Origin of the sequence: Metabacillus indicus, assembly GCF_046603695.1 — a bacterium.
Lineage (GTDB): Bacteria > Bacillota > Bacilli > Bacillales > Bacillaceae > Bacillus_P > Bacillus_P indicus.
On the sequence record NZ_CP176757.1, the window covers coordinates 1770486 to 1788724 of the forward strand.

16 protein-coding genes are annotated in these 18239 nt (G+C 45.1%); all 16 read left to right on the top strand.

The window, feature by feature from the left end:
- The first annotated feature begins 16 nt into the window (after positions 1-16).
- A complete protein-coding gene (mraZ, locus tag ACK1LH_RS08880; RefSeq protein WP_029285027.1) occupies positions 17-448 on the top strand; it encodes a division/cell wall cluster transcriptional repressor MraZ in 432 nt (143 codons plus the stop codon).
- A gap of 84 nt (positions 449-532) precedes the next feature.
- Positions 533-1465 (top strand): 16S rRNA (cytosine(1402)-N(4))-methyltransferase RsmH, encoded by a 933-nt coding sequence (rsmH, locus tag ACK1LH_RS08885; RefSeq protein ID WP_029285025.1) that lies wholly within the window; start codon positions 533-535, stop codon positions 1463-1465.
- Between the two features lie 29 nt (positions 1466-1494).
- Complete coding sequence (gene ftsL, locus ACK1LH_RS08890) at positions 1495-1860, top strand: cell division protein FtsL (RefSeq protein ID WP_029285023.1); 366 nt, start codon at positions 1495-1497, stop codon at positions 1858-1860.
- A 2-nt stretch (positions 1861-1862) separates the two neighbouring features.
- The gene (locus ACK1LH_RS08895) at positions 1863-4064 is read left to right on the top strand and encodes a penicillin-binding protein (RefSeq protein WP_411334961.1); all 2202 of its coding nucleotides are present in this window, start codon (positions 1863-1865) and stop codon (positions 4062-4064) included.
- Positions 4065-4186: 122 nt separating this feature from the next.
- A complete protein-coding gene (locus ACK1LH_RS08900) occupies positions 4187-6130 on the top strand; it encodes a stage V sporulation protein D (RefSeq protein WP_029285020.1) in 1944 nt (647 codons plus the stop codon).
- 263 nt (positions 6131-6393) lie between these two features.
- A complete protein-coding gene (locus tag ACK1LH_RS08905) occupies positions 6394-7863 on the top strand; it encodes a UDP-N-acetylmuramoyl-L-alanyl-D-glutamate--2,6-diaminopimelate ligase (protein ID WP_029285018.1) in 1470 nt (489 codons plus the stop codon).
- A gap of 90 nt (positions 7864-7953) precedes the next feature.
- Positions 7954-8928, top strand: a complete 975-nt coding sequence (gene mraY / locus ACK1LH_RS08910; protein WP_029285016.1) for a phospho-N-acetylmuramoyl-pentapeptide-transferase — start codon at positions 7954-7956, stop codon at positions 8926-8928.
- Between the two features lies 1 nt (position 8929).
- Positions 8930-10279 (top strand): UDP-N-acetylmuramoyl-L-alanine--D-glutamate ligase, encoded by a 1350-nt coding sequence (gene murD / locus ACK1LH_RS08915; protein ID WP_029565565.1) that lies wholly within the window; start codon positions 8930-8932, stop codon positions 10277-10279.
- Between the two features lie 47 nt (positions 10280-10326).
- A complete protein-coding gene (gene spoVE / locus ACK1LH_RS08920) occupies positions 10327-11427 on the top strand; it encodes a stage V sporulation protein E (protein ID WP_029285012.1) in 1101 nt (366 codons plus the stop codon).
- A 234-nt stretch (positions 11428-11661) separates the two neighbouring features.
- Complete coding sequence (gene murB / locus ACK1LH_RS08925; protein ID WP_029285010.1) at positions 11662-12570, top strand: UDP-N-acetylmuramate dehydrogenase; 909 nt, start codon at positions 11662-11664, stop codon at positions 12568-12570.
- A 145-nt stretch (positions 12571-12715) separates the two neighbouring features.
- Positions 12716-13555 carry a cell division protein FtsQ/DivIB gene (locus ACK1LH_RS08930; RefSeq protein WP_081414069.1) on the top strand — a complete coding sequence of 280 codons (840 nt, stop codon included), beginning with the start codon at positions 12716-12718 and terminating at the stop codon, positions 13553-13555.
- Positions 13545-14243, top strand: a complete 699-nt coding sequence (locus ACK1LH_RS08935; protein ID WP_029285006.1) for a DUF881 domain-containing protein — start codon at positions 13545-13547, stop codon at positions 14241-14243. The genes ACK1LH_RS08930 and ACK1LH_RS08935 overlap by 11 nt, the downstream gene beginning before the upstream one ends.
- Positions 14244-14255: 12 nt before the next feature.
- Positions 14256-14975: a DUF881 domain-containing protein gene (locus ACK1LH_RS08940; protein ID WP_029285004.1), complete on the top strand. Its 720-nt coding sequence runs from the start codon at positions 14256-14258 to the stop codon at positions 14973-14975.
- Positions 14975-15337 carry a small basic family protein gene (locus ACK1LH_RS08945; protein ID WP_029285002.1) on the top strand — a complete coding sequence of 121 codons (363 nt, stop codon included), beginning with the start codon at positions 14975-14977 and terminating at the stop codon, positions 15335-15337. The genes ACK1LH_RS08940 and ACK1LH_RS08945 overlap by 1 nt, the downstream gene beginning before the upstream one ends.
- A 217-nt stretch (positions 15338-15554) precedes the next feature.
- Entirely contained in the window at positions 15555-16850 is a 1296-nt protein-coding gene (gene ftsA / locus ACK1LH_RS08950) for a cell division protein FtsA (RefSeq protein WP_029285000.1), read from the top strand.
- Between the two features lie 44 nt (positions 16851-16894).
- On the top strand, positions 16895-18052 hold the full coding sequence (gene ftsZ / locus ACK1LH_RS08955; protein ID WP_029284998.1) for a cell division protein FtsZ: 1158 nt from the start codon (positions 16895-16897) through the stop codon (positions 18050-18052).
- The last annotated feature ends 187 nt before the right edge of the window (positions 18053-18239 follow it).

Here is an 18239-nt window from a genome sequence, read left to right on the forward strand (position 1 = left end):
AAGTGGGGCGACGGACATGTTCATGGGTGAATATCATCACACGATTGATGCAAAAGGCCGCATGATCGTTCCAGCCAAATTCCGCGAAGAACTCGGAGAAACTTTCGTCATCACCAGAGGACTCGATCAATGCTTGTTCGGCTATCCGATGAGTGAATGGAAAATGATCGAAGAAAAGCTGAAGGCCCTTCCATTAACAAAAAAAGACGCACGTGCATTTACAAGGTTTTTCTTCTCGGGTGCTGTTGAATGCGAGCTTGATAAACAGGGGCGCATAAACCTGGCTGCACCGCTTCTGCAGTATGCAAAGCTTGAAAAAGAGTGTGTTGTTATCGGAGTATCAAATCGGATCGAACTTTGGGATAAGGCAATTTGGGATACATATGTAGCCGAACAGGAAGATTCATTTGCCGAAATTGCTGAAAATATGATTGGTTTTGATATATAATAATCTCTTGTGCAACAATGAGTAATAGCAATGTCAAAATCAGCATCCCAAGTACGTACGAATCTGATAAAGGTGGTAGCAGCAATGTTTCAACATAAAACAGTATTATTGCATGAAACGGTAGATGGTTTGAACATCAAAGAAGATGGGGTATATGTCGACTGCACATTAGGCGGAGCGGGACACAGTTCTTACTTGCTGTCCAAGCTTTCAAAAAAAGGGCACCTTTTCGCTTTTGACCAGGACGATGCAGCCCTCTCGCATGCAGAAAAGCTATTAGAGTCCTACAAAGGACAAGTAACATTTATTAAGAGCAATTTCAGACATTTAAAAGAAGAACTTGAAAACCTTGGTGTAACAGAGGTTGACGGCATTTTATTCGACCTCGGAGTTTCATCGCCGCAATTAGATACACCTGAGAGAGGCTTCAGCTATCATCATGACGCACCTCTTGATATGAGAATGGATCAGAACGCAAGGACTTCCGCCTATGATGTCGTGAACGGGTGGACCTATGAAGAGCTGGTTAAAATCTTCTTCAGATACGGAGAAGAAAAGTTCTCTAAACAAGTAGCAAGGAAAATTGAAGCTGCAAGGGAAATTCAGCCGATCCGGACGACCGGAGAGCTGGTGGAACTAATTAAGGATGCCATTCCCGCACCTGCAAGACGCAAAGGCGGCCATCCTGCCAAACGGATTTTTCAGGCGATCCGAATTGCGGTTAATGATGAATTGAAAGTGTTTGAAGAAGCGATCGGACAAGCAGTTGAAATGATTAAACCCGGCGGCAGAGTCAGTGTCATTACCTTCCATTCTTTAGAGGACCGAATCTGCAAGACGGCATTCAAGCAAGCTGCTTCATTACCGGAACTGCCTCCTAATTTGCCGGTTATACCTGATGAATTCAAGCCTAAAGTGAAACTGATCACAAGAAAACCGATTACACCATCTGAAGAAGAGCTTGAAGAAAACAATCGTGCAAGATCAGCCAAGCTGCGTATACTTGAAAAACTGTAAAAAATAGATGAAACGAGGGGGTTTTGTTCATGAGTAATTTAGCTGTGAAAATCCAGCAGCAAAGGCAAGAGCAGCATAAGCAAATGCCCGAACAGCAGCAATCTGTGGTCATCAAAAGAAGACCTACAATCACAATCGGCGAAAAAGTGCTGATCGTTGCCTTTTTATCTGTTCTGCTGTTTGCAGCCATTCAAATTGTTTCAAATAGCGTCGCGGTCTACAAGGGAAATGTGGCCGTTCAGAAAATCGAAGCAAAAATCCAGGATCAGCAGAAAGTAAACGCAGATCTTGGCGTACAGGTAAAAGAGCTAAGCAGCTATGAGCGCATAATGGGCATAGCTAAAGGCCTTGGACTTGAGCTTGATACGAATAAAGTGAAAGTAGTAAATGACTAATCATGAATCAGCCGAAAAATATCAATATGAACAGAGGAGCAGCAATATTAACCTTAATATTTGCATTGCTCTTTTTTGTCTTAGTCATCCGTTTCTTGTATTTGCAGACAACAGGCGAAGTAAATGGGGAAGTCCTTGCCGCAAGGGCCCAGGAACAGTATGAAAGAAAGCGGACAATAGAAGCAAGCAGGGGCTCCATTGTAGACAGAAAAGGTGAAGTGATTGCCGAGGATACAAATACGTACACTCTGATCGCTGTACTTGACGAAAAAATGACCACTTCTCCAAAAAAACCAAGACATGTATTTGACCCTGAGGAAACGGCGGAAAAGCTTGCTCCCCTCCTTGATATGGAAAACAGTGAAGTCAAGGATATCCTTGAAAAAGATGCCGATCAGGTCGAATTTGGATCAGCGGGCAGAAACATCAGTCATTCACTCAAAGTCAAAATTGAGAAATTAAACCTTCCGGGTATCGGTTTTATCCGTGATACGCACAGGTATTATCCAAACGGCACCTTTGCATCACATATTATCGGGTATGCCCAAAGAGAAGAAGGTTCAAAGAAAACTATCGGCATGTTTGGAATTGAAAAAAGCCTTGATAAGTTCCTTCAGGAAAAAGACGGATATATGGCATTTGAAGGCGACAAGCAGGGGTTCAAGCTTCCAAACGGCGAGGAAAAGATTGTTGCTCCAGATAATGGAGATACGGTCTATCTGACACTCGACCAAAAGATTCAGACATTCCTTGAAGATGCGATGAACGAAGCGGCTGAAGAATATGAACCTGAAAAAATCATCGGAATTGTCGCAGATCCGAAAACAGGAAAAATACTGGCAATGGGGCAGCGCCCGAGCTTTGACCCTAACGTCCGTGATATTAATAACTATTATAATGATTCAGTGGCCTATCCTTTTGAGCCCGGCTCAACTATGAAGATCTTCACTGTGGCAGCAGCTATAGAAGAGGGTGTCTTCAATAGGGACGAGTTGTATAAATCCGGCGCCTATAAAGTAGAAGGCGGAAGAATCCGCGACCATAACAAAACCGGATGGGGGACGATTACTTTCCTTGAAGGTGTTCAGCGTTCATCTAACGTCGCGATGGCTATTCTTACAAAAGAAAAGCTTGGCCCTGACCGCTTTATGAATTACATGGAGAAATTCGGACTGAATCAAAAAACGGGAATCGATCTTCCCAATGAAGCAAACGGAGTCTTCAATTACAAGTATGATATTGAAAAAGTAACAACCGCTTTCGGCCAGGGATCCACTGTAACGCCAATTCAGCAGGTGCAGGCAGCTACGGCGATTGCTAACGGCGGCAAAATGATGAAGCCGTACATCATTGATAAAATTGTTGATCCTGACAGCGGAAAAACGGTGAAAGAAAACAAACCGCAAACAGCGGGAACGCCAATTTCGGAAAAAACCTCAAAAGAAGTGCTCGACATTCTTGAAACAGTCGTAAGTTCCGAAAAAGGCACAGGAAAACCATACAAAATTGAAGGCTACAGTGTGGCCGGAAAAACAGGAACGGCCCAGATGGCAGGCAGTGATGGAAGATATCTGACCGGCAGAAACAATTTTGTGTTCTCATTCCTCGGAATGGCGCCGAAAGAAGACCCTGAACTCCTTGTTTATGTAGCGGTGCAAAAGCCGCAGCTTAAAGATACGGAAACAGGTTCAATGCCCGTATCGACCGTGTTTAACTCTGTCATGAAAAACAGTCTTCAGTATATGAAAATCCAGCCGACTGAAGAAGTGGAAGAAGAACCGGAAAAAGCGGAGACAGAAGTAGGCTCTGAGCTTCCTTCTTTTGAAGGGGAAAGTGTCACAGCTGCACAAAAATGGCTGCAGGACAATAAGATGAATGCCGTCATTCTCGGCAGCAGCAATGAAGTGATTGAACAATACCCCGAAGAAGATTCGAGATTGATCGCGAACGGGCGGGTTTTTCTGAAGACAGACGGGAAAATGTCAATGCCTGATCTTACCGGATGGTCATCGCGGGATGTCATGAAGCTTGCCAATTTCCTTGATTTAGAGCTTGAGGTAAAAGGGAATGGCTATGCTGCCTCTCAAACAATCAAAAAAGGTGAACGTGTTCAGAAAAATGACCGGCTGACGGTGAAACTTCAAAGTCCAGCGGGGGCTTCCGGTGATGAAACGGAAGAATCTGAAGAGACTGAAACAGAATAAGAGAGGGCCCGGACCGCTTTGGACGGGCTCTCTTTTTGCTTTTTCCTAGTTGTCCAGTCAAAGTTCTAGCACTCACGGTACAAGCATATATTTGAACGAGCCTTAAGTAAGGAGGAAAATATATGCGAGTTTCAAATGTGACGGTGCGCAAACGGCTTGCAATGGTGCTGATGTTTGGTTTTCTGATTTTTCTTATTATCGATATCCGCCTTGGATACGTTCAATTTTTTATTGGAGACAAACTGACAGCCCTGGCGAAGGATTCCTGGAGCCGGAACATTCCGTTTGAGCCGGAGAGGGGCGAGATTCTGGACAGGAACGGCGTGAAGCTTGCGACGAATATGAGTGCTCCGTCTGTTCTCGTTGTGCCGAGGCAGGTCGAGGACCCGGCGGGCACGGCAGAAAAGCTTGCAGCTGTTCTAAATATGCCGAAAGAACGTGCTTATGAACTGATCACCCAGAAGCAATCCATTCAGAGAATTAATCCCGAAGGCCGGAAGATTTCTCATGAAAAAGCAAAAGAACTCAGGGCACTCGGTTTAAAAGGTGTTTACATAGCGGAGGATTCAAAACGCCATTATCCGTTCGGCAGCTACCTCTCGCACGTACTCGGATTTGCAGGAATTGATAATCAGGGCCTGCTTGGACTGGAGTCGTATTATGATGAACAGCTGAAAGGAACAAAGGGATATGTGAAGTTTTATTCTGATGCTAAAGGGAAAAGGATGCCAAAAGAGGCTGATGAATATACCGCTCCGGTGGATGGCCTGAATTTAAAACTGACAATCGATTCAAAAGTGCAGACGATCGTCGAGAGGGAACTCGATAATGCACAGGCACAATACAATCCAGACGGCATGATCGCAATCGCGATGAATCCGAAAAACGGCGAAATCCTTGCGATGTCAAGCAGACCTGATTTTGATCCGGCGGATTTCCGGAATGTCGATCCGCTCATCTATAACCGGAACCTCCCTGTATGGAGTTCCTATGAGCCTGGTTCAACATTTAAAATCATTACACTTGCAGCTGCACTTGAAGAGAAAAAAGTAGATTTGCAGAAAGAGCATTTTCATGACGGGGGTTCAGTGGAGGTTGGCGGGGCCAGATTAAAGTGCTGGAAGCGCGGAGGACACGGGAGCCAGTCTTTCCTTGAAGTTGTTCAGAACTCCTGTAACCCGGGTTTTGTAGAGCTTGGTCAAAGACTTGGAACCAGCACCCTTTTTAAATACATCCAAAACTTCGGTTTTGGCCAAAAAACAGGCATTGATCTTCAGGGAGAGGCCAGGGGAATCCTGTTTGATGTTAAAAATGTAGGACCGGTGGAACAGGCAACGACCGCATTCGGACAGGGGGTATCCGTTACACCGATCCAGCAGGTTGCAGCCGTTGCGGCAGCTGTAAATGGAGGTACGCTTTACACCCCGTATATAGCTAAGGAATGGATCGACCCTGTTACAGGAGATGTGATCAGCAGCACAGAACCCGAAGCAAAGCGCAAAGTCATTTCCGAAGAAACGTCGAAGCAAATCAGATATGCACTTGAAAGTGTAGTAGCCCAAGGAACAGGGAAAAACGCATTTGTTGAGGGGTACCGTGTAGGCGGAAAAACAGGGACAGCTCAAAAAGTAAAAGACGGTGTCTATATGAAGAACAACTATATTGTTTCATTCATTGGATTTGCTCCGGCAGACGACCCGGAAATCGTTGTTTATACAGCAGTCGATAATCCTAAGGGCACTGTGCAGTTCGGGGGAACGGTTGCAGCCCCGATTGTCGGAAACATTATGGAAGACAGCCTGAGGGAGCTTGGAGTGAAACCGCGGAAAAACCAAATCGAGAAGGAATACACATGGCTAGACACAAAACTTGTGAGCGTTCCGAATGTTGTAGGGCTTACAGCGCAGGAACTCAGGGAGCAGATGGTGAATCTCAAACTTGATATCGCAGGATCCGGAGATACAGTTGTTCAGCAGTCGCCTCAAGCAGGCGTAAAGGTGAAAGAAGGGTCAACACTTCGTCTTTATTTAGGAAAAGGAAGCAAAAAATCAGATGACAATGACTAAACGCATATGTTCTGAAGCCGGCATTCACAAAACGTGACTGCCTCGCTTTTGTTTGGGGAGAAACAGCTCTGCCCCCGCACATTTTTTAGTGCGGATATGGCTCTTTTACCGAAGATAAGATAAAATAGGTACTGTGCGTTTTTCTGACAAAAGGATGACCATTTGCCGGTATGCCGGCAGGCCGTATATGGAAAAGGACGATTTGCTGCACGACTAAAATAAAGACAGAAACTATTGTTGGTTCTTGAGAGGATTTGGTAAAAATGAAATTACACACACTGCTTTCGCAGCTTCAGAATATAAAATGGAATGTGGAGGAAAATCCGGAAATTCTCTCGATTGAAATGGATTCACGGGAAGTAAAGCAGGACAGCTTATTTATCTGCATCAGCGGATATACGGTTGACGGACACGATTATGCAGAGCAGGCCGTAAGGAACGGCGCAGCCGCTGTACTGTCTGAAAAACCTTTAGACCTGCCGGTGCCTGTTGTCGTTGTTAAAAATACTAAGCGTGCGATGGCGCTTCTTGCAGATGCTTTTTACGGCCATCCAACACAAGGCATGCATTTGATCGGCGTAACAGGAACAAACGGAAAAACATCAACGACACACCTGATTGAGAAAATTCTTGAAAATGCAGGGAAAACAACCGGCCTGATTGGAACAATGTACATAAAGATTGGCAATGAAGAACTGAGTGTCAAAAATACGACACCTGAGAGCCTGACCCTTCAAAAAACATTCCGTACAATGGCAGATAAAGGAGTAAGCCATGGTGTGATGGAGGTTTCATCTCACGCTCTCCATATGGGCCGCGTCCATGGATGTGACTATGATGTAGCCGTGTTTACAAACCTTACCCAGGATCACCTGGATTATCACGAGACAATGGATGCGTACCGTGCAGCCAAAGGGCTCTTGTTTTCTCAGCTTGGCAATACATTTAACCCGGATAAGCCCAAAACGGCGGTTTTAAATGCAGATGATCCTGCATCAGGCGAATTTATGAGCATGACAGCAGCCCATATTCTCACATACGGGATTGATTCAGAATGCGATGTATCTGCACGAAACATCGTCATGTCTCCAAGCGGAACGGCATTTGACCTTGTCACACCGTTTGGCTCACAGCACATCAAAATGAAACTCATCGGCAAATTCAGCATTTATAACGCTCTCGCTGCTGCATCAGCGTGTCTTGCTTCTGGTGTAAGCCTTGAAATTGTTGCCGGGACACTGGCTGAGATTGAAGGGGTAAGAGGCAGATTTGAAGTCGTTGACGGAGGCCAGGATTTCTCTGTCATCGTTGATTATGCCCATACACCTGACAGTCTTGAAAATGTCCTGAAAACAGTTAAGCAGTTTGCTGCAGGAAAAACGTTTGTCATTGTCGGCTGCGGCGGGGACAGAGACAGGACGAAGCGGGCCATCATGGCGCAAATAGCTGTCAAGTATGCAGAAGAGCCCATTTTCACATCGGATAACCCAAGAAGCGAAGAGCCTGCTGCTATCCTTAAGGAAATGGAAGAAGGTGTTGAAGGAGCCTATTTCCATACGATCGAAAAAAGGGAAGATGCGATTTTTTACGCAGTAAATGAAGCAAAAGCGGGGGATGTGATCCTGATTGCAGGCAAGGGTCATGAAACGTATCAGATTATCGGATCAGAGGTATTCGATTTTGATGACCGCGAGGTTGCGCTGCGTGCGGTACAATCTAAATTAAATCAATAACCGGCGGACTTATCCGTACTTTATGAATGAAACAGGGACGCTCAGGCTTACGGGCCTGCGTCCTGCAGTGATACCAGGGAGGATCTATACATGCTTGAACAAATTATCATCTTTACAATACTAATGGGCTTTTTAATCAGTGTTCTGATATCTCCCATCTTTATCCCTTTCTTAAGAAGGCTTAAATTCGGACAGAGCATCAGGGATGAAGGGCCAAAATCGCATCAGAAGAAATCAGGAACGCCTACGATGGGCGGCATCATGATTATCTTGTCTGTCATTGTGACAACCATTGTCATGAGCTACAAATTTGCAGAACCAAGCGTTGAAATGTATTTGCTTTTATTTGTTACGTTCGGTTACGGCCTTCTCGGGTTTTTGGATGATTTCATCAAAGTTGTGATGAAGCGCAACCTCGGCCTAACATCGAAACAAAAGCTGCTCGGGCAAGTCATTATTGCTGTTATTTTCTATATCGTTTTCAGACAGTTTGGATTCTCTTCAGAGGTCCGCATTCCGGGTACTGAGCTCGGTGTTGATCTTGGATGGGCGTATGTGCTGCTTATTGTCTTCATGCTTGTCGGCGGTTCTAATGCAGTTAACTTGACGGATGGTCTCGACGGTCTGCTTTCAGGTACGGCTGCCATTGCGTTTGGAGCATTTGCTGTTCTTGCATGGAATCAATCTCAATATGATGTGGCCATTTTCTCTGTAGCAGTCGTAGGGGCTGTTCTTGGATTTCTCGTATTTAATGCTCACCCCGCAAAAGTATTTATGGGAGATACAGGATCTCTTGCGCTAGGCGGAGCAATCGTAACCATCGCCATTTTAACCAAGCTTGAAATCCTGCTTGTTCTGATCGGCGGAGTATTTGTTATTGAAACTCTTTCCGTTATTATTCAGGTAATCTCTTTTAAAACAACAGGAAAGCGCGTCTTTAAGATGAGTCCCCTTCATCACCATTATGAACTGACAGGATGGTCGGAATGGAGAGTTGTCGTGACGTTCTGGTCAGTAGGGCTGATTTTCGCCGTTCTTGGAATTTACGTAGAGGTGTGGTTATAACATGAAACAAATTAACGATTTTAAAGACAAACATGTCCTTGTGCTCGGGCTCGCAAAAAGCGGCCTGGCTGCAGCAAGGCTCTTACATAAACTGGGTGCGCACGTGACGGTCAATGATATGCTGCCGCTGGAAGAAAACGAATCAGCGCAGGAGCTTGAGGCAATGGGGCTGAGCGTCGTGTGCGGAAGCCATCCGCCTGAACTCCTCGACGGGGCAGAATACATTGTGAAAAATCCCGGTATTCCATATTCAAACACTCTGCTTGCAAAAGCGCTGGAAATGCAAATTCCAATCGTTACAGAAGTTGAACTAGCCTATTTAATCTCAGAAGCTGACATGATCGGCATTACCGGTTCCAACGGGAAAACGACGACGACGACCCTAATCCATGAAATGCTGCTGTCTGACAGGAAAAAGTCACTCATCGCCGGCAATATCGGAACAGTCGCCTGTGAAGTGGCAGAGAAAGCAGACAAAGACAGTATCATCGTTACAGAGCTTTCTTCTTTTCAGCTGATGGGAACGGAAACATTCCGGCCTAAAATTGCCCTGATGCTGAACTTGTTTGATGCCCATCTTGATTATCACGGCACGAGAGAAGAATATGCTTCTGCAAAATCAAGAATTTATGCCAACCAGCAGAACAGTGATTTTGCTGTTGTCAACGCGGATGATGCCGAGGTTGTAAAAGCAGCTGCCGCCGGTAATGGGGAAAAGATTTTCTTTTCCGTTAAAAAAGAGCTTGAATCAGGAGCGTACATCAAAGACGGTGCCGTTTGGTTCAACGATGAAAAAATCATTGATGTAAAAGAGATCGTTCTTCCAGGCAGACACAACCTTGAAAATATTCTCGCTGCTGTTTGTGCGGTGAAACTGAGCGGTGCAAAAACAGAAGCCATCCGCCGTGTTCTGACTTCTTTCAAAGGGGTCAAACACCGTCTGCAGTTTATCCGCACGATAAATGGCGTTAAATATTACAATGACTCAAAAGCTACGAATATCCTGGCTACTTCAAAAGCTCTCCAGGCATTTGATGCACCGACGGTACTACTTGCCGGCGGCCTTGACCGCGGCAATGAATTTGATGAACTGATTCCTTTCCTCGGGAATGTCAAAACTCTGATTACGTTTGGCCAGACTGCGCCAAAGCTTGAGAGAATAGCAGCAGATGCGGGAATAGAAGAGGTTAAACGTGTCGATAATGTTGAACAGGCGGCTTATGCGGCGTTCAGCTTATCTCAGGAAGGCGACATCGTACTCTTATCCCCGGCATGTGCAAGCTGGGATCAATATAAAACATTTGAACAAAGAGGAGACATGTTTGAGAACGCCGTGCATAAGCTAAAGTAAAGGGCTCGTACACGCGCCCTAATTCCATTATATTGGGGTGTTTGGCGTTGACGGCAAAAAGATCTGCACCGGACTTTATACTAGTCATTATCACGCTGCTCCTTCTGACAATTGGACTGATTATGGTTTACAGTGCAAGCGCAGTATGGGCAACGTATAAATTCGAAGATTCGTTTTTCTTTGCCAAGAGGCAGCTTTTGTTCGCAGGCGTCGGAGTCGTAGCCATGTTCTTCATTATGAATGTGGATTACTGGACGTGGAGAACATGGGCGAAAATGCTTGTCATCGTCTGTTTTATCCTGCTTCTCGCTGTCCTTGTTCCCGGTATCGGGATGGAGAGAAACGGATCAAGAAGCTGGATTGGAGTAGGGGCTTTTTCCATACAGCCTTCTGAATTTATGAAGCTTGCAATGATTGCCTTTTTAGCTAAATTTCTATCGGAAAATCAAAAGAAAATAACCTCCTTTAAAAGAGGGCTTTTGCCGTCGCTGGCATTTGTTTTTACCGCATTCGCGCTGATCATGCTGCAGCCGGATCTCGGAACGGGAACGGTTATGGTCGGGACGTGCATTGTCATGATTTTTGTGGCAGGTGCAAGAATCAGTCATTTCGGTTTACTGGGCCTTCTTGGTGTGGCAGGGTTTGCAGCGCTCGTGCTTTCCGCACCTTACCGGATTAAACGGATTACGTCGTTTTTAAATCCGTGGGAAGATCCTCTCGGAAGCGGCTTTCAAATTATCCAGTCATTATATGCAATCGGGCCGGGCGGTTTGTTTGGACTCGGCCTCGGGCAAAGCAGGCAGAAGTTCTTTTATCTGCCGGAGCCGCAGACAGATTTTATTTTCGCCATTCTTGCCGAGGAACTCGGGTTTATTGGCGGATCGCTGATCATTCTTCTGTTTGGCCTCCTGTTATGGCGCGGAGTGAGGATTGCGCTCGGGGCACCCGACCAGTATGGTTCTTACCTTGCAATCGGCATTATAACAATGGTTGCCATACAGGTAATGATCAATATTGGAGTTGTAACAGGTCTAATGCCCGTAACAGGGATCACTCTGCCGTTTTTAAGCTACGGGGGCTCTTCGCTTACGCTGATGCTGATGGCAGTAGGTGTGCTGCTGAACATAAGCAGATATGCCAGGTATTGACGCTATACGTAACGGGGCCCTGTTGAAAAACAGGGTTCCTCGCGTTTTGCGGGAAAGTGGCTGGTTTTTAAGTCTATAAGAATCTAAAATTGATTGGGCATTGTGCTCATAGAATATAAAAACATACAAAAGGGTTTTAACTGCGGTTCAAGAGGGAAAAGAAGATATTGTGCTTTTACAGGCTCCTTCTGACACAGCAGGGAAAATGACAAACAATTTTTACAGGAGGCTGTCATGGAAAACATACTTAATAAGCTTCAAGAGGCACAGGTAGGAAAGGTTGTTCATAACGAACCTTTAGCGAAACACACAACCATTAAAATCGGGGGACCTGCAGAGATTTTCGTGGAACCAGGCTCCATCAGTGATTTGAAAAAGACAATGGACATTGTGAATGAAAGCGGACTGCCGTGGAGAGCAATCGGACGCGGCTCAAATTTGCTTGTCAGTGACGCAGGAATCAAAGGCGTTGTCATTAAACTCGGCAAGGGCCTCGACCATATGGAGATTGACGGAGAGACGGTGACAGCCGGAGGCGGATACTCTCTGATTAAGCTGACAACACTGCTCACCAAGCAGGGACTGTCAGGTCTTCAATTCGCAGGGGGAATCCCGGGCTCAGTCGGCGGCGCTGTCTATATGAACGCCGGAGCTCACGGATCAGATATGTCTAAGATTCTCATAAAAGCACACATTCTGTTTGAAGACGGAAAAATGGAGTGGCTGACCGCTGATGAACTCGAGTTTTCATACCGCACATCGCTGCTTCAGAAAAAGCGTCCGGGCATCTGCCTTGAAGCCGTCCTGAAGCTTCAAAAAGGGAACAGAGAAGAGATTACGGCACAGCTCCAAAAGAATAAGGATTACCGCAGAGAAACACAGCCGTGGGATTTGCCTAACTGCGGAAGTGTATTCCGCAATCCCCTTCCTTACTATGCAGGACAGCTCATTCAGGAATCAGGACTTAAAGGCCACCAGATCGGCGGCGCGAAAATTTCCGATCTCCACGGAAATTTCATCGTGAACACGGGCACTGCCACTGCAAAAGACGTTCTTGACCTGATTGATTATGTCAAAAAGACGATTTATGACAAGCACGGAGTGAAAATGGAGACGGAGGTTGAAATTGCCGGTCAAATGTGATGATTGCTTATCTCTTTTTCCTTATATTGTGGTATACTATCTTTATTAAAAGCACAGTTGCTAAACGGCATCCAGCATGCCGTTTGTTTCTCTTTTTAAGAAGATTTTACGGCCCCGAAAGTCATTCGGGATGAGGGGTGAATACATGGAAAAAGGCAAAGTCGTTTCGCTTGAAGACAGGGTGCCCAAGTTAAAAGAGCACCGGAGGCAAAAATCAAACCGCAGATTAATAGGTTTTCTATCCGTCTTTTTCATCCTCATACTGCTTGTCATCTACTTTCAGTCTCCGCTGAGCAAAGTGTCTTCCATAGAGGTAAAAGGCAACAGAACTGTTTCTGACGAAGAGATCATTTCTTTGAGCGGAATTACCAAAAAAACAGGTTTTTTCAGCATCGAGGTAAGTGAAGTTCGGGAGGCGCTGTCTGGCTTTGACCAAATTCAGGATGTCCGGATTGAAAAAGAGCTGCCAAATAAGGTAACGATTGCAGTCAATGAGTTTCAGAAAGTGGCATACGTCGTAAATGGGGACAAGTTTTCGCCGATTCTTGAGAACGGAAGAACACTTGATCCTGTAACCGGTGCATTTCCAGATGACGCACCGCTTTTGATGAACTGGAAAAACGCTGAAGAAATAGAAGAAATGGCTCTTGAATTAATGAGCCTGCCTGACAGCATTTCAAATGCCATTTCGGAAATTTATCATACACCTGAAGAAATGGACCGGTGGCATATCACGCTGTACATGAATGACGGCTATGAAGTACAGGCATCTGTCAGAGGTTTTTCAGAAAAAATGAAAAATTATCCTTCCATTGTCAGTCAGCTTGAGCCTGGTGCAAAGGGCATTATCCATATGGAAGTCGGCACATACTTTGAATCATTTGACAAGAGCGGGGAAACTGACCTCACCACTCCTGCTGAAGGAGCTGCAGACGAAACAGAGGCGGAGGCGACGGAACAAAATGAAAATGAAAATGAGGGGTAGGTATGTCATCCTCTCCTTAATCATGCTTGTGCTTGGCTTTCTTGTAGCTTTTTCTTATCAGCTAACGAAAGAAAAACAGCCTGAAAGCGGCATTTCTTCTGAACAATGGGATAAAGAATATGAGACAAGGCAGCTTTTGATCAAGCAGGAGGAACGAAATGCCGAGCTTCAAAAGCAATTGTCTGATACCCAGGAAAAGGTCAGGAAAATTGAAGAAGATCTGAAAAATGAAAAGCAGCTTTATTTTAACCTGGTTGAAGATGCCGAGAAATACCGGATGTATGTAGGAGAGCTCGGTGTAAAAGGAGAGGGCATTGAAGTCACTCTTGAAGATTCTTCCTACATACCTGAAGGTGAAAATGTCAATAATTACATTGTGCATGAAGGCCATATTTTTAAAGTGATCAACGAACTTCTCATATCCGGTGCAAGTGCAGTTGCGATCAATGGACAGAGATTATCGCATGATTCGTATATATATTGTAATGGACCTGTTGTAACTGTGGATGGAAATCAATTTCCCGCACCGTTTGTCATTTCAGCCATCGGCGATCCTGCTGTGCTCGACCAGGCTCTGAATATTGCAGGCGGAGTTGTGGAACAAGTAGCATATGACAACATTGTCATTACCCTTGAGAAAAAAGATGAGATTAAAATGAATCCATTGTTGCAAGAAAAGAAATCTTGACGGGTGGTTGCCTTGAAGAAAAATTTGAAGGGTGTCAGCTTTTCCATACTGACAATGATATTCGGCCTTATGCTTGCTGTTCAGTTTCAGTCCATTCAGGAACCTCAGGTCAGAGATACTAGAGACATGTGGCAGCTGCGGGAGGCACTCAAAACAGAGCAGATGATGCAGTCTGAGCTTCTGCTTGAGATCCGCAAGTATGAAGAGCTGATCGATACATATGAGAATGATGAGAGCCAAAGTGCTGAAAAAACCCTGAAGGAAACTGTAGAAGAGCTAAAGAAAGAAGCAGGGCTGACCGAAGTAACAGGGGAGGGGATTACGATTACGATCTCCCCGCTGTTTGAGGAGTCATTGACACAGACGGAAACAAACAGTGTTGCACCGGATTTGCTGAAGCGTCTTTTAAATGAACTTAATTCCTACGGTGCAGAAAGTATCTCAATAGATGGCCGGAGAGTCGTCAATACGACCGTCATCAGGGACATCAACGGCAAAACGAAGATAGACGGCTACAGCCTGCATTCTTTTCCGCTTGAGATTAAGGTGATTGGCGAGGATGCAGAAAAGCTTTTCAGCCGGTTAAATGGATCAACGGTTATGGATACGTTTGCTGTTGATAATCTCAGACTTTCCATCTCGGAGCCAAAAGGGAACATGACGATCCCTCCGTATGATGATGTGATCAGGGTTCAGAATATGAAACCGTTTGAAAAAGGAGAGAATTCATAATGTGGCTTCCCATTTTAGGGTTGATTCTTGGCATCTCATTGGGACTGCTGACTGATTTCCGGATTCCCGGCGAATATTCGAATTACCTTTCCATAGCCATCCTTGCGGCACTTGATACACTGCTTGGGGGGATTCGCGCGCACTTGCAGAATATGTACGATGAAATGGTGTTTGTATCAGGTTTTTTCTTTAACATCATTTTGGCAGCAAGTTTAGCTTTTCTGGGTGTTCATCTTGGTGTAGACTTGTATTTGGTAGCAATATTTGCTTTTGGAGTCAGACTGTTCCAGAATATTGCCGTCATCAGACGAATCATTATTGCCAATTGGACTGAATCGCGCCAAAAACTTAAAAAAAGTTGATTTTTTAAGAGGGAAAATCAAGGATTTGACGAATACTCACTTTAAGTATCTATTTCATGTTAGAACCTGCACGAAGCAGGCTGGAATTTGTGTGACATGCATGTTTCAAATGTCACAGCATTTTTCAGCATTGTTACAAATATGTAAAACTAGATTCATTGTATTGTTGTTCCTCTAATAATAGAATGGAAATGATAAGTTAAGGAGGTGCCATAGAATGAACAACAATGAAATCTTTGTAAGTCTAGACATCGGTACATCCAGTGTTAAGGTTATCATCGGCGAAATGGCAGATGATAATTTGAACATTATTGGTGTAGGCAATGTTAAATCAGAAGGACTCAGAAAAGGGTCGATCGTCGACATTGACGAGACCGTTCATTCTATTAGAAAAGCGGTAGAACAGGCAGAGAGAATGGTAGGCATCCCGCTTAGAAGAGTTGTAGTGGGAGTGACCGGCAATCATGTTCAGCTTCAGGACTGCCACGGTGTTGTGGCTGTCTCAAGCGAAAACCGCGAAATAGCAAACGAGGACATCAGACGCGTCATTGATGCTGCTCAAGTTATGTCAATACCTCCGGAACGGGAGATCATAGATGTGATTCCTCAGCAGTTTATTGTTGACGGACTGGATGAAATCAGCGATCCGCGCGGAATGATCGGTGTGCGTCTTGAAATGGAAGGCACGATCATTACCGGATCAAGAACGATTTTACATAATCTTCTTCGGTGCGTAGAGAAAGCAGGGCTCGAAATTACAGACATATGCCTGCAGCCGCTTGCATCAGGAGCTGTTGCCCTTTCTAAGGATGAGAAAAACCTTGGCGTTGCCCTTGTTGATATCGGGGGCGGTTCAACAACAATTGCCGTCTTTGACCAAGGTCATCTGCAGACGACAAGCGTCCTGCCAATCGGCGGAGAAAACATAACGAAGGATCTGTCCATCGGTCTTCGCACAACGACGGATGAGGCTGAGCGGATCAAAGTAAAGCATGGACATGCCTACTATGATTACGCCTCTGAAGAAGAAGTGTTTGAAGCGGCCATTATCGGCACAGATCAAAAACAGCAATTTAATCAGCTTGAAATTTCTGATATTATAGAAGCCAGACTGGAAGAAATGTTTGAGCTCGTCCAGCACGAGATTAAGAGACTCGGTGTCAGGGACCTGCCAGGAGGATTTGTTCTCACCGGAGGAACTGTAAGCATGCCAGGAGTGCTTGAAATTGCACAGGATGTGCTTCAGAGCAATGTCCGCATTGCAAGCCCGGATTATATCGGGGTCAGAGAACCGCAGTACATGACTGGAGTAGGCCTGATACAGTTTGCCTTTAAAAATGCGAAAATTCAGGGCCGGAGCATCAGTTCAAATGCTGTTCCGGACAAGGCTGAAATGACAGCGCAAAGAGAGCCTCAGCCGCAGCAGAATCAGCAGCAGCGCGCTAAGGCGAAAGAAAAAGAAGAGAAAAAAGAAAGCAAAGTGAAAAAATTCTTTGGTTACTTCTTTGAATAACATGCATCAAGAGGAAGTCATTCGATGGATTAGGAGGATTTTGTATGTTGGAGTTTGAAAGCAATATTGACGGCATGGCAACGATAAAAGTAATTGGGGTTGGCGGCGGCGGAAACAACGCTGTTAACCGTATGATAGAACATGGTGTTCAGGGTGTAGATTTTATCGCTGTAAACACTGATGCACAGGCTTTGAATCTTTCTAAAGCAGAAACTAGAATGCAGATCGGCTCAAAGCTTACAAGAGGCCTTGGCGCAGGCGCAAACCCTGAAGTCGGCAAAAAAGCAGCTGAAGAAAGCAAAGAGCAGATTGAAGAGGCTTTAAGAGGAGCAGACATGGTCTTCGTTACTGCAGGAATGGGCGGCGGTACAGGTACCGGTGCAGCTCCTGTCATCGCCCAGATCGCTAAAGACCTTGGCGCCCTGACTGTTGGGGTTGTAACACGTCCGTTTACGTTTGAAGGGCGCAAGCGTGCGATGCAGGCTGCCGGCGGTATCTCTTCAATGAAAGAATCAGTTGATACGCTGATTGTTATCCCGAACGACCGTCTTCTTGAAATCGTAGACAAAAACACACCGATGCTTGAAGCTTTCCGCGAAGCGGATAACGTTCTTCGCCAAGGTGTACAAGGCATCTCAGATCTGATTGCTGTCCCTGGACTAATCAACCTTGATTTTGCCGATGTTAAGACAATTATGTCAAATAAAGGTTCATCCCTTATGGGTATCGGGGTTGCAACTGGAGAAAGCAGAGCAGCAGAAGCAGCTAAAAAAGCTATTTCAAGTCCGCTTCTTGAGACATCAATTGACGGCGCACAAGGTGTTCTGATGAACATTACCGGCGGTTCAAACCTAAGTCTTTATGAAGTTCAGGAAGCAGCCGACATCGTTGCTACTGCTTCAGATCAGGACGTAAACATGATCTTCGGTTCTGTTATTAACGAAAACCTGAAGGATGAGATTGTGGTAACTGTTATTGCTACAGGCTTTAACGAAGTTGAAATCAATCACAGCAAACCGCAGTCAAGACCATTTGGAAACACGGCTCCTAAACCATCACCTAAACCTCGTGATGTAAGAGAAATGAAACGTGAACGCGAACGCGAGGAGCCTGCTCAGGACATGTCAAGCCGTTCTATGCAGCAAGGCGATGATACACTTGATATCCCGACATTCCTGCGAAACCGCAATAAACGCAGATAATAGCAAAAAAAGACATGGCCAGAAGCCATGTCTTTTTTTTGCATTTTTCTATTCATAAGACCTGTCTCCTCATATTGTCCTGTTCTTCATTGATAAAAGACGTAATTAGTCCCCCGAGAAATCTGCTGATAGTGAGTACCATTCCCTGTATTGTGACAATCTGCTCTGTCTGATCTTTTTATAATGG

Bases quoted from the DNA above. Each gene is read 5' to 3' on its own strand.
- ftsA (WP_029285000.1), top strand. From the start codon at position 15,555: ATGAACAACAATGAAATCTTTGTAAGTCTAGACATCGGTACATCCAGT.
- murD (WP_029565565.1), top strand. From the start codon at position 8,930: ATGAAACAAATTAACGATTTTAAAGACAAACATGTCCTTGTGCTCGGG.
- mraZ (WP_029285027.1), top strand. From the start codon at position 17: ATGTTCATGGGTGAATATCATCACACGATTGATGCAAAAGGCCGCATG.
- ftsZ (WP_029284998.1), top strand. From the start codon at position 16,895: ATGTTGGAGTTTGAAAGCAATATTGACGGCATGGCAACGATAAAAGTA.
- rsmH (WP_029285025.1), top strand. From the start codon at position 533: ATGTTTCAACATAAAACAGTATTATTGCATGAAACGGTAGATGGTTTG.
- mraY (WP_029285016.1), top strand. From the start codon at position 7,954: ATGCTTGAACAAATTATCATCTTTACAATACTAATGGGCTTTTTAATC.
- ACK1LH_RS08900 (WP_029285020.1), top strand. From the start codon at position 4,187: ATGCGAGTTTCAAATGTGACGGTGCGCAAACGGCTTGCAATGGTGCTG.
- ACK1LH_RS08930 (WP_081414069.1), top strand. From the start codon at position 12,716: ATGGAAAAAGGCAAAGTCGTTTCGCTTGAAGACAGGGTGCCCAAGTTA.
- murB (WP_029285010.1), top strand. From the start codon at position 11,662: ATGGAAAACATACTTAATAAGCTTCAAGAGGCACAGGTAGGAAAGGTT.
- ACK1LH_RS08905 (WP_029285018.1), top strand. From the start codon at position 6,394: ATGAAATTACACACACTGCTTTCGCAGCTTCAGAATATAAAATGGAAT.
- ACK1LH_RS08935 (WP_029285006.1), top strand. From the start codon at position 13,545: ATGAGGGGTAGGTATGTCATCCTCTCCTTAATCATGCTTGTGCTTGGC.
- ACK1LH_RS08895 (WP_411334961.1), top strand. From the start codon at position 1,863: ATGAATCAGCCGAAAAATATCAATATGAACAGAGGAGCAGCAATATTA.
- ACK1LH_RS08945 (WP_029285002.1), top strand. From the start codon at position 14,975: ATGTGGCTTCCCATTTTAGGGTTGATTCTTGGCATCTCATTGGGACTG.
- ftsL (WP_029285023.1), top strand. From the start codon at position 1,495: ATGAGTAATTTAGCTGTGAAAATCCAGCAGCAAAGGCAAGAGCAGCAT.